Source organism: Salipaludibacillus neizhouensis (genome assembly GCF_002886185.1).
In the GTDB taxonomy this organism is placed as follows: domain Bacteria; phylum Bacillota; class Bacilli; order Bacillales; family Salisediminibacteriaceae; genus Salipaludibacillus; species Salipaludibacillus neizhouensis.
On the sequence record NZ_KZ614146.1, the window covers coordinates 1492000 to 1504513 of the forward strand.

Annotated in this window: 12 protein-coding genes and 2 pseudogenes; 13 read left to right on the forward strand and 1 reads right to left on the reverse strand. The window is 34.7% G+C overall.

Going from position 1 to position 12514, the window contains the following annotated elements; all coding sequences use genetic code 11:
- Positions 1 to 108: 108 nt before the first annotated feature.
- Positions 109 to 1974: a glycoside hydrolase family 15 protein gene (locus CEF18_RS07120; protein ID WP_110935823.1), complete on the reverse strand. Its 1866-nt coding sequence runs from the start codon at positions 1972 to 1974 to the stop codon at positions 109 to 111.
- A gap of 466 nt (positions 1975 to 2440) precedes the next feature.
- Here CEF18_RS07120 and CEF18_RS07125 point away from each other — a divergent pair, with 466 nt between their 5' ends.
- From CEF18_RS07125 to CEF18_RS07190, 13 genes and pseudogenes are all read left to right on the forward strand, one after another.
- Entirely contained in the window at positions 2441 to 2986 is a 546-nt protein-coding gene (locus tag CEF18_RS07125; protein ID WP_110935824.1) for a GNAT family N-acetyltransferase, read from the forward strand.
- A 76-nt stretch (positions 2987 to 3062) separates the two neighbouring features.
- Positions 3063 to 3599, forward strand: a complete 537-nt coding sequence (locus CEF18_RS07130) for a prephenate dehydratase domain-containing protein (protein WP_110935825.1) — start codon at positions 3063 to 3065, stop codon at positions 3597 to 3599.
- A gap of 598 nt (positions 3600 to 4197) precedes the next feature.
- Positions 4198 to 4548: an RDD family protein gene (locus CEF18_RS07140; RefSeq protein WP_259457933.1), complete on the forward strand. Its 351-nt coding sequence runs from the start codon at positions 4198 to 4200 to the stop codon at positions 4546 to 4548.
- A gap of 671 nt (positions 4549 to 5219) precedes the next feature.
- Positions 5220 to 5765 carry an alpha/beta fold hydrolase gene (locus tag CEF18_RS07145; RefSeq protein WP_220693829.1) on the forward strand — a complete coding sequence of 182 codons (546 nt, stop codon included), beginning with the start codon at positions 5220 to 5222 and terminating at the stop codon, positions 5763 to 5765.
- 5 nt (positions 5766 to 5770) lie between these two features.
- A complete protein-coding gene (locus tag CEF18_RS26410) occupies positions 5771 to 6037 on the forward strand; it encodes an alpha/beta fold hydrolase (protein ID WP_407690413.1) in 267 nt (88 codons plus the stop codon).
- A 271-nt stretch (positions 6038 to 6308) separates the two neighbouring features.
- Positions 6309 to 6755 (forward strand): GNAT family N-acetyltransferase, encoded by a 447-nt coding sequence (locus CEF18_RS07150; protein ID WP_110935827.1) that lies wholly within the window; start codon positions 6309 to 6311, stop codon positions 6753 to 6755.
- 148 nt (positions 6756 to 6903) lie between these two features.
- Positions 6904 to 7941 carry a serine hydrolase domain-containing protein gene (locus tag CEF18_RS07155; protein ID WP_110935828.1) on the forward strand — a complete coding sequence of 346 codons (1038 nt, stop codon included), beginning with the start codon at positions 6904 to 6906 and terminating at the stop codon, positions 7939 to 7941.
- A gap of 26 nt (positions 7942 to 7967) precedes the next feature.
- A complete protein-coding gene (locus tag CEF18_RS07160; RefSeq protein WP_110935829.1) occupies positions 7968 to 8339 on the forward strand; it encodes a GNAT family N-acetyltransferase in 372 nt (123 codons plus the stop codon).
- A 450-nt stretch (positions 8340 to 8789) separates the two neighbouring features.
- Entirely contained in the window at positions 8790 to 9686 is an 897-nt protein-coding gene (locus CEF18_RS07170) for a GNAT family N-acetyltransferase (protein ID WP_220693830.1), read from the forward strand.
- Between the two features lie 64 nt (positions 9687 to 9750).
- Positions 9751 to 9861: pseudogene (locus tag CEF18_RS07175) on the forward strand (GNAT family N-acetyltransferase); the annotation flags it as partial.
- A 213-nt stretch (positions 9862 to 10074) separates the two neighbouring features.
- Positions 10075 to 10586: pseudogene (locus CEF18_RS07180) on the forward strand (DinB family protein).
- 175 nt (positions 10587 to 10761) lie between these two features.
- On the forward strand, positions 10762 to 11247 hold the full coding sequence (locus CEF18_RS07185; protein WP_110935831.1) for an HIT family protein: 486 nt from the start codon (positions 10762 to 10764) through the stop codon (positions 11245 to 11247).
- A 259-nt stretch (positions 11248 to 11506) separates the two neighbouring features.
- Positions 11507 to 12214, forward strand: a complete 708-nt coding sequence (locus CEF18_RS07190) for a DNA alkylation repair protein (RefSeq protein ID WP_110935832.1) — start codon at positions 11507 to 11509, stop codon at positions 12212 to 12214.
- Positions 12215 to 12514 lie beyond the last annotated feature (300 nt).

Genomic DNA, 12514 nt, shown 5'->3' on the forward strand with positions numbered 1-12514 from the left:
GCGACGTCTGTTGATATTATACAGCTTGTACGCGACGATTTCATTATGGAATGGATCCATGATTGTATGAAACTTTGGGTTATTTCTTTCGAAAAATCACAATTAATCTTAACCAAACAATCTATTATATAACAATAGTGATCTTATCACACCTGATTGAGAATAACTTGGCATTCCAATCCCTCTTGGTCGACCTTTGCTGTACAATAATTCGGGTAAGAGACCACAAAAAGCACTGTTATTGTAATTATGGTTAAAGTACTTCCAGGCTTGGTTTACATCATGGTTAACTAAAAATGCTTCACCCAACCAGAAGGTGGGTCCGGTCCACGGCTTTAAATCGCCTTCTTCTGTTGTTAAACTCTCATGTCTCCAAATGCCTCCAATGAAGGGATCTTCAAGTCTTTGCTGAATAGCTTTAAGTGTCGGTTTTAACCACTCTTTTGGAAAAATAGGAAATTCAGAGAAGAATAGAGTAACAGATGCATCTAATAAATTTGTTTCCATCGATCGAGTAACAATTCCGTTGTGAACGTTATGTCTATAAATCGCCTGAATTAATTCAGATGAACCTTGTCTAAATCGATTAGCTTTTTCATTTTCAAAGATAACGTCAGCCATCTCGGCTGCTCTTATTAATCCAAACGCAGAAATACCTGATGTCCATGTCATATGTTCGAAGGTTTCCCCTAAATGTGGTCCAAATGTTTCCCAAATCCCTGCATCTGGGAAGATAAGCCCAGTTGAATCACGGTTCTTCAAAATCCATTCGGCCGATTGGTTTATAATAGGCCACAGATCACGTATGATTGTATCTTCTTTTACTAACGACCAAACTTGCCATATTCCGTATAAAATAAATCCAGTAGTATCGTTTTCAAAAGCATGCTCGTTTGGTAAACGTGTAACAACATTATAAGCAAAAAAATAGTTACCATCAGGACGCTCTATTAAATAACTAAGTGTTGCATACAATGCTTTTACTGCGTCTTCTAGATGTCCAGCTAATGCTAATGTAGATGCGATCCACAAGCTATCACGAATCCATACATTGCCTTGGTAAGGTTTAAATCCAATGATAATAGGAGTTCCATCTTTCTGTAGGCTCATTTTTGTTAACGTGTTACTCATCTTCCAAAAATATTTTAGCTCAGGTGTGAGCGTATTGATCTCTACTGTTTTATTGTGCCATGCTTGCCATACTTTCAATGTTTGATGTTCACTTTGATTAATGTGGGCCAATGTTTTCTCTAATTCTTGAAGTGCCTCCTCTTTAGAAGCGCCGGCTGCAAATAATTGAAAGACAGGCTCGCTGTATTCTGGGCCTTGGACCTTTTGAGCGGGAATAGTAAAGATCAATGGAACAGGGAGTAAACTGTGTTCAAAAATAGTTGCCTGACCTCCAGTTACTGCTTTAGAAATATTGCCTGTTATTCCTTCAGCAGAGGGAGAAACAGTAGTTGCAAGCCATTGGTTTTCAGAGAGTCGAGAAATAAAGGTGTTATCAATTCTTTCAACAATATTTTTTAAGTGTACGACAGGAAAAATCGATATTTCTGAAGGGTTGCTACGGAGAGTTTTAACTTCAATTGAGCGTATGAAAGAGTTTCTATTAGGAGGAGTCCATGTTTTTGTCCTGACTACGGTATTACCTTTATGAGTAACTACTTCATATATTCCATAGCCATGAATATACCTCGTACTATTTAATGAAATAATTTCCCCGATTTGTCCCAATTTCTCTTGAACTATTCCATATGGATCATACCAAATTTTATCGTTCTGGTCTTTTGCTAGTATATAAGAACCTGAATTATCTAAAAGTGAACTGGACAAGTCATAGTTTCCGAAAAAAAGTTGACTTATTTTATCAACTGGAAGACAACCAACATCATATTGCTGAAGCCAAGCTAATACATTACCATTTGAAATAGGAGCATGATTATCTTGATTTTTACCAATAAAATAATTCATTCATCTCACTCCTCAATGAGAAATTTCAGGCCTTCAATAATAATATTATATCTTTGAAATTTTTATGTTATTAGGAGAAAATTAAAAACTATAAGAAAATAATCTAGTGAGTTAGCTAGTTATAAGGAAAATCTCATTTAGATACACCACGGTGAGCCTATCACAACTTGAGGTATAGAAAAGGGTTCCACCCTAAATATCAAATGAGACTATACAAATCCCTGAAATTTCTTGATATACCGTTAGCAATTGGGAAGCATTTTAAGTGATCTCCTGCTATTATTGAGTAGGTCAGGAACGTTACCACTCCCTCATAAGAACCGCATGTGTGCCTTGTCATGATTATTTTACTAAGGAGCTACAATTGTCTAATGTTGTACTTAAATTAACGGGGAGAAACCGGCGCTAAAGGTGAAGATTGTTGAATAACTAAGTAACAGAGATAAAGAACATTGGGGGTGATTAAGTGGTGTTGAAAAAGATGATACCAAGCGTGTGGGAGACAAAAAGGCTCACGATTAAAGACCTTACTGAAGAAGAAATTCCAACTGCTCAAAAGTTATATGACCAAGGGAGTTTTATTCACCAATGGGACGGCGGTAGCTTAGATAAAGAGTATGTATATCGTTGTTTTACCGTTGGTGACTTACCGCCTAATGGCCTCAATGAGCAATTTAAAATCCAAGTTATACGAATGCAGGAAACGGGACTCATTGTTGGATTACTTACTACGTATCACGGATATCCAACGCCTGAAACATTTTATATTAACTACCTGTATATTGACAAAGAGTATCACAAACAAGGACTTGGACAAGAAGTGGTTAATGAATTATTAGATATATTGAAACAGACTAAATATAATGAAGTGCGGGCAAATGTTGCAATAAAAAATTGGGCAGCGCTTAGGTTTTGGACCAAACTTGGACTTAATACAATTCAAGGGATTTTCGGAGACAAAGAACACGGTGTTGATCATTACGCTGACATAGAGGTAATTAAGTATTTATGAGATTTTTCTTATTCAATTAACGGGGGAACATTAGCACAACAGCAGATGTGAACAAAATAATAAAAAGGAGCAAAAAATGATTGTTTCTATTTGTGGGATAAAGGGCAGCTATGCTGAAATAGCGGCACTAGAAATGTTAGGAGAAGGAATATCTCTATTGTACTGTAATAGTTTTCAAAGTGCTTTGGATTCAGTAAAAAATAAACGGTCAGATTATGCGATTATACCCGTGAAAACATCAAATTCGGGATATGTATCAGAGGTGAATGAGTTGCTTTCTTCTGGTAATTGGGGAGTAAAGCAAAAATTTCACCTTCATACTCACCATTGTCTTATGGCTGTAAAAGGTCAAGAATTAAATAGGATTAAATCAGTTTATTCTCATCCAAAAGCACTACAAGAATGTGAACTATTCCTAAGCAAGTTAAATGTCTCGTTGCGAGATTTTTTTAATACGGCTGCTAGTGCAAAGCATGTTGCTGAAAATAATCTATTAAACACGGCAGTTATTGCATCTAAGCAAGCGGCTCAACTTTATCGATTAGAAATCCTAGCTGAAAACATTGAAAATAACAGTGATGTAACAACTTTTTACACAATAGTTCCTAGATAGTGAAGCAGGCAGGTGAAGTCGGGGAAGGTTCTCTGTTTCCTTTTATTGTTATGAAAGCGATCAATCGTGTTTTTGCCTACTGCAAACTCTCGTAAATCGTATTTTATGAGTTTTAGGGCACGTAAAATTGTTTTATTGATAGGGCGGATTTTTGAAGACACCGGGTGAAAGGTCAGCTAGTAAATTTAAAGTATCTTGGTAATTTCTGTTGAATGAGTTTAGAGAGTAGTGATTATGTTAATAGTTTCAATTATGGATAAAGAAAATTCTGTTTCTCAAATCATTATTCTAGGAAAAGGTACATTTACAATAGTTTTACAAGAAGACGATTGTTACAGATGCAGCAGCTAATCCAGAGTTGAAAGTAATGATTAGAGAAAGTATGAAAGATTACATTGAAGGAAGAACTATGACGACAAAAGTGTTAAGATAATCACTATCTCCAAAGAATTTCTACGAGTGAATTCCAATCAGGTATGAAGCAGAGAACCGTCCCCTGCATCAATACGAGAGGAGAGTGTCATTTGGAAGTTACTAATCCAGCAGGTTTTCAAACAGATTTTTAGCGAGTTTTTTAGATTTTATCATTATATTTTTGGTGACAGGAATTATCTCATACTTTCTCTATGGAGTATTCTATAATAGTGACAAAAACTACCCTTCTGACATATTAAGATTCTTCTATACTTTGTTATTGCCTGTTTTATGGTCTGGGTACACGATAGGAAGAAAAATGGTAGGAAATCGTATCGTTAGAATGGATGGGAAAAAAGTTGGAATCGGCACAATTTTATTAAGAGTAATAGTAGCCGGAATTGCCTATGCTCTCACATTAGGAATTGGATTGATTGTAAGTGCCTTTATGGTAGGGATACGAGAAGATCAACGTGCGATTAATGACTTTATTGCACAAACTTATGTGACAACAAACCCACCTACGAAAAACTAAATAGTGGAAGATGCCAGTTAAACAAACGGGGAAATCTTTAGTTTAGCAAGCATTTGAAAATAACTATAAAAAATGGGTTAATTCTCTGAAATGGCCATTTTATTTTTGCAAACCAAAAGCACCACAATTGTGGTGCAAATAGAGATAACTTTCACCACATTTCATTTCCAAGTGTAAATTTCAGTTTCGGGATAGGTAACGGAATCCATGAAAGTTAAATTTTTCTTCTGGAACAACCATCACATACTGCTATATCCTTTTCTTGATTTCTTTCTAACACTCTTTTACATTTCATACAACGCTGTAATTGATTCACTTTTTCTTGTTCTCTAATTAGTTTACTATAACCGATATATAATCATCTCCTTTATTTATCTTATTCAATAACCGGAAGTTGAATTCCTTTAAATTATTTAATCTTGATGTAGGGGACGGTTCTCTGCTTCATTTTGTTGTTCTTATGAAGTGATCGATCGTGTTTATGCCATACTGCACACTTTCGTAAATCGTATTTTAAAATATGATATTGTTTTACAAAATCGATTGATTTTCAATACGAGCAATTTATCCCCGCAATAAGGCAACATAGTGAAGTAAGGCTCTGGAATTATCAAGGCTTTATGGTATAAAAATGATGTACTAATTAAGCATAGTGAAAGGAGACAAGATTCATGGGACAACATAGACTAACCAAGAGCTTTTCCTCAACATATGGAAAAATAAGTTATGATATAAAAGGTGAAGGACCCTCCGTTGTGCTCGTACATGGAACCCCTTGGTCTTCTTTTAACTGGAGACATATTATTCCTGCACTTAGCCAATGGGTTACTGTGTACTACTACGACCTTCTTGGATATGGTTATTCTGAGAAGACTGATATAGATGTCTCATTAGGAGTTCAAAATAAAGTTCTTTCTGAACTACTTGAATTCTGGGGATTAAAGAACCCGATGATGATTGGACATAACTTTGGTGGGACAACTGTCTTAAGAACTCATCTTTTAGAAGAACATAATTTCGAAAAAATAATACTCATTGATCCAGTAGCAATAGCACCATGGGGCTCACCTTTCTTCTCCCACGTAAACAAGTACGAATCTGCGTTTCAAGGCATACCTGAATATATACATGATGCAATGGTTTCGACGTATGTTCGGGGAGCAATGTATAAAGAGATGGACAATGAAACCTTAAAAGGGATAAAAGATCCTGGTTAGGCTCTATAGGGCAGCAAGCTTTTTATCGTCAAATAGCACAAGCGAGTCAAAAGTATACTGATGAAATTGAACCTGTTTACAGCGCGATAAACAAGCCAGTATTAATTATATGGGGAGAAGAGGATACTTGGGTACCCATTGAAAAAGGTCAAAAATTACATAAAAAAATGAAAACTTCAAGTTTTATTTCGATACCTAGAGCCGGTCACTTAGTTCAAGAAGACCAACCAAGTATTCTATTATCTTATATTTTGAAGTTTCTGGTTAAGTAGGGACCATGTAAAGTTTTTATAGGAAATGAAATGGGAGATTATATCGTAAAATCAGCATGTAGACCTCGTTAGACAAGGAACGTTTCAAAAATTAATTCATTAAAAGGCGCAAATTTGAACTAAGAATTGCGCTCTTTTTTTGTGTATAGAGGAACGTTCTTACGTATTTCATTAGAAGTAAATAACTTCACTTAAGCTATTGTTTGCTTCATAAGGAAATTTTACAAAAGTTAGGTTAGAAGAAATTTTAAAGTTATAAGGGGGAAGTAAATTGACACGAGTTGCTTCGTTATTAGATATTCCTGCAATAACATTACTAAAATTAAAAATGTTTAAAGAAGCTGGCATGGAACACGTTCTTAGAGAAGATTTTGTTCATGAAGTTGAGAACACCTACAAAGAGTTGTATGAAACAGGAAAAGCTACACATTTTGTCATGGAACACGATAATGAAATGAGTGCGTTTGCTGGGGCATTTATCAAAGAAGACATTCCTTATTGTTTCTATAAAGAAGCTCAGTATGGATTTATTGGAGATGTATATGTCGATCCTCGGTTTAGAAAACAAGGCTATGCACGAAAGTTAACAGACGAAGTGTTAGATTGGTTTTCTGAAAAAGAAATCCATACTATTCGTTTATTAGCTAGTGATAGCGCAAAAAAACTATACCAATCCATAGGTTTTAAAGGAACTGACCAGATGATTTTACATAGATAAGAGGGGATGCCGTGTATGACAACATACAAGCTGCATTCTTAGAACAAATGATAAAGTGAATATAAAAAAACCACTATATTCCAACCACGGAACGTTTGTTCGCGTTACAATGTTTGTATGTAAATTAATAACATTTGAGGTGGTTACTATGAAATTAAAAAATATCAACATTGAGGAACGAATGGAACATTATCGTGTAAATGGTTTAAGTATTGCTTTGATTGAAAACGGCCAAATTAGTGGAACAGAAAACTACGGATTACTGGAAGTTAAAAGCGATAGAGAAATAAACGAGAATTCGATTTTTGGTGCGTGTTCGATTAGCAAACTTTTAACTGGAGTAGCGGCTATCAAACTTATAGAGAAGGGAATTCTTGGTTTAGATGAAAATGTAAATGAAAGACTTATAACATGGAAAATACCTGAAAATGTATTCACAAAAACTAAAAAAGTTACGTTAAGGAACTTGCTTAGTCATCAATCCGGAATCAAGGATCCCGAAGGAAGTTTTTCTGAACTAAATACAGATACAGGTATTCCTTCAATGGTTGAATTATTAGAGGGGGAAACTCCGTATTGTAAGGATCCTATTGAAGTACAGTACGAGCCAGAGAGCAAATTCCATTATTCAGATGCAGGTTTTTGTGTTGTTCAGCAACTAATTGAAGATGTGACAGAAAAATCGTTTTATCAAGTGGTGAATGAGTTCATATTTAAGCCATTAGGAATGGAAAATAGCTATTTAAACACAACGATGTTAGAGATGGATAACCAGTACTTCTCTTGTGGTCATACTAAAAATGGTGATTTAGTAGAGGGGAAATATCCTATATACCCTTATCCAGCAGCTTCTGGATTATGGACGACTTCATTGGATTTAGCTGCATTAGTTCTTGAGCTAATGAATGCTCTAAAAGGAGAAAGTAAAATTGGCATTTCAGAAAGTTTAGCAAAAGAAATGATAACTTCTCAAAGAGGGAAAAGTTGGACAGGATTAGGTGTATTCTTAGACGGTTCTGATAAAGAATTAGAAATTTCATCTCTGGGTTGGGGAGTAGGCTTCCAATGTATGATATTTGCATCTCCACACTTAGAAAAAGGTGCCGTTATAATGACGAATGCAGAATTAGGTGTTCATCAATTAAAGGGGATTATAGGAGATATTTATAGGTCTCTTATATCTTAACAACGTTATGTTAAAGGGGGAGAAAGATGCAAATAACTTTAGCAAATCCTAATCATATATCTGACGTTATGGCTTTCTTTAATGAGATTTTAGACCGTAATAATAGTGCAATTTATTCGGAAGAGTTTTTATGTCCTCTTGGAATTAAAGCGGCCATAAGACGAGAGCAAATGATAGTAGCAACAGTAGAAGATCAAGTAGTGGGAGCAGTTCGCTTTTATCGAAAGAAAACGCAAAACAAAATTTCTTTATATCAATTTGCGGTAAGTGAGGGTTATCGTGGTAAAGGATTATTAAAAACGATGTTAAAGACGATAAATGATTTACCTATTGTTGTATTGTGTCCGACAGATTCGAAATTCAATGATTATTATTACAAGACAGAATGGAGAATTTAAAACATGGGTTTATAATGATGAATAAGAAAGATTAATATAAAATCACAACATATTTTCAAAAATTGATTGTAAGGGAGTTTAATTGTGTGAACCTCTTAAAGTTTTTTGTTTACCAAATTGCTCTTTCTATTATTGGCATAGCAAATAATTATTTTTTCAAGGATTTTCTTTATGAGCACTTCAATATACATAATAAATTGATTTCTTCATTAATTGCGACACCTATTGATATGATTATCATTTATTTCACCTTTAAGTTATATTCCTTATTAAAAACTAAGCTGAGATACAAGGTTTTAATTCATATAGGTGCATTGATTACAGGGTTTTTAATTTTTGGGTTAATAACTAATCAAATTTCTTTGTGGTGAATGTTCAACTAGGTCTAGCTATGTAGAAAAACCCCTATACTTATAATTTTTTAAAACAGACATGGAGATATATGCAATTATGAATCAAATAAAAAACGCCAGTATAAAATTAAAAGGGCAATTAGATCAACAGGAATATAAAGATATAAAAAGTCTTAAGGAGTATTGTGGTAGTAAAGATAAAGTAACAGTAAAGCTAGAGCTTGATTATAAATGGAGCAAAGCTCTAGATAAAAGTGTGGACAGTAATGAGATCAATGAATTTATGTTCTATGATGAAGGTATGCTTATCGGTTATATTGGAATATGTCAATTTGGTGGAGAAACGTTGGAAGTTAATGGCGTAGTCCATCCTGAGTTTAGGAGAATGGGAGTCTTCACCAGGTTATTCTCGTTGGTGAAGGATGAGTGGTACAAAAGAAAATCACAGGATCTGCTTTTACTGAGTGATCAAAACTCACTATCTGGTCTTGAATTTATCAAGAGTACAGGTGCGCATTATGAAAACTCAGAATATGAAATGTTTCTTAAAGGTGAACCAACTCTAGGATCAGCTTTAAATAAGTTGATACTTAGAAGAGCACTCAATGAAGACGCAAAAGAAATAGCAAGACAAAATAATATATATTTCCAATCTGACTCCGAGGAACTAGAGATTCTCCCCGAGGAAGAAGCGAAGCGCGGAGTAGATATTTATATTGCTGAAATTGATAACGAAATCATAGGGAAGGTACAAGTAAGTGTAGATGCTGGTATAGGTGGTATTTACGGGTTAGGAGTCCTTCCAGAATATCGAAGAAAAGGTTATGGTAGAGATATCTTAATGAAAGCGATAGAGAAGCTGAAAGAAAAGCAAGTACATGAAATAATGCTGCAAGTTTCTGTGGAAAACAAGCATGCCTTAGAACTCTATAAATCCTGTGGTTTTGAGGAGACTTCTACGATGGATTATTATAAACTAAGCAAAAAACAATGATGCAGGGGACGGTTCTCTGCTTCATTTTTATTGTTATTATGAAGCAATCAATTGTATTCTAGTCATTCATGTATACAGACGTATGGGCTTTATAGAAGAAGGTAGACAGAAGAAACAATTAAAATATGAAGATGGTTCATATGGTGATGACATATTGATGGCTTTTTATATTTAATAACAAGATTTTGAATTAAATTAATAGGGAGCTATCTCTAAATTCTGGTGCTAACGTGCCCTGCAAGAGGGGTAAGAAAAAAGGCAACACTGAAAATAATCAGGTTGCCTTTTCTGTATGATTAACTAAATTATACCATATATTTTCACGAACTATCAGTCTATGTTTTTCCTAATTTATTGGTAGTGTTGTACTTAGAATGGAGGTAGATTCATGATTGAATACAGAATAAAAACAAACAAAGACTTTACTGAAAAAATTGGGGAACTTGTATGTATGCTTGAACATTCAAGGGAAGTTACCTTAAGTGAAATTTCTAATCTAAACCAAAACGATTTAGATTATTTACCGAATAATCGTTCAAACTCGATTGGTTCTCTTTTATCACATATTGCGTCCATTGAGTTTGTACATCAGTGTATTTCGTTTGAAAACAGGGATTTTACAAACGAAGAATACTTCGAGTGGGGAGCAGCTCTGGAATTAGGGGATAAGGGAAGAGAAGTGATTAGAAGTCATTCTATTGATTATCTCAATTATCACAAGTTAGAAACAATACATTAACCTATTTGAAATCGAAACAAGATAGTTGGTTATTTGAAGTGAATAAATGGGGTAATGGTGTTTCTTATAATAATTACTATTTATGGTTTCACGTGATGGAGGACGAAATCAGCCATCGTGGACAGATTAGAACAATTAAAAAACTGCTGGAAAAAAGCTAAACTTAGATCAGCTAAAGAGGAGCAAGAGCTGAACAGGTATTTTATTAAACTATTGTACATTTAGTGGAACAAACTGTCCCTGCTCTTGTGTCGCAAACAAGGGGAGGATAGTGGAAGTGAAGCAATATTTTTATTATCAGTATTAGTGAAGTGCATAAATATAGGAGGAGAAGTAGTGCGAGAAATAACTTTGTCTAATGGTAAAACAGTAGAAGTAGAGTGTTTAAGTTGTGCGTTAACAAGTGGATTAATACAGCCAGATGGTGGTGTGGTCCTGGAAACGGAGTATTTCCACGCACATCAAGATGTTGCATATCCCATAAAGGGGCTAATAATAATAGCTTCTAAACGGCATATTAAACGTTTTGATGAATTAACAGAATATGAACAGGTAGATTATATTACGGTTTTATCAAGGATAAGGAAGGCACAAAGAGATATTTTAGGAATTGATTATGTTTATTATTTTTATAATGAAGACACATCTCATCATTTCCATACTTGGATGGTACCAAGATACGATTGGATGTATGAATTTGGTCGCTCTGTTGAATCAGTAAGGCCTGTTCTGCTCCACGCTCGTGAAGAAATGAATAACGATGAGAATATTCAGGAGGTAATGGAAGCAATTAAGTCTTTAAGGAAAGAATTAAATACATAAGTTTGTATTCCACTAACGAGCGTAATTCTGAAGGAAAGAATTGTGCTCGTTCTTTGTGTATAGGGTTATTTAATGGCATGGAACTTCCAAATATACTGGATATTTATGTTAGAATTGGTGTAAGGTTTTATAGAAATGTCTTTAGTTAAAATGGCAAAATACTAAGATTCGATAATGATAAAATATCGGTGTATGGCAGACTTAATGTATAAACTAGTTGGTTACAATTAAAAAGGAATAAGGAAGGAAGTCTAAAACTATGGATTTCGAAACAGTTATGCAGGAGCTTGAATCTCTCGGTAAGGAACGAACTAAAAAAATGTACCTATCCAATGGTGCGCACGAGCCTCTTTTTGGCGTTGCAACAGGTGCTATGAAACCAATCGTTAAGGAAATAAAAATAAATCAACGTTTAGCTGAAGAGCTTTATGCTACAGGTAACTATGATGCCATGTATTTTGCAGGCATTATTGCAGATCCAAATGCTATGACTGAGTCGGATTTTGATCGTTGGATGGATGAAGCGTATTTTTATATGCTATCTGATTATGTAGTGGCAGTAACGTTATCAGAGGCAGATATTGCACAAGACATTGCTGATAAATGGATTGCAAGTGGCGACGAGCTGAGGATGTCAGCGGGTTGGAGTTGCTACTGCTGGCTTTTAGGGAATCGCCAAGACAATGAATTTGCCGAAAACAAGATTTCTAATATGCTTGATAGAGTGAAAAATTCTATTCATGATTCGCCGGAAAGAACGAAAGTGTCTATGAATAATTTTATATACACCGTGGGGACTTCCTATTTGCCGCTACATGAAAAGGCTGTTGTGACCGCTAAAGAAGTAGGTATAGTAGAAATCAAAAGGGACAACAAAAAACCTAGTTCCCTAAATTCTTATGAAAATATTCAAAAACAAATAGATAAAGAAAGGCTTGGTTTCAAACGCAAGCATGTTAGATGTTAAAAACTGCTTTGTATCGGGGTGTTGATCCAAGAAGGGTCGATAGTGAACCAATTATAAAATACATATCTCATTAATGAAATACTACGTTTTATTTTTCTAACTGTTGTTGTTTTTTATCACTATAACTGAGGTTTTCAGAAGGGTGATTTAATGGAGGCAATCAAACTAGGATTAGCTATGTTATTCGCAATAATAGTAATTGCGATAGTTTTTTCTTTAGTAAGATTAATAGTAAAGCATTTTTTTGATGACTTTTATCGGGCACTCTACCGAAAGTCATATCGTTTATTCCATAAAGTT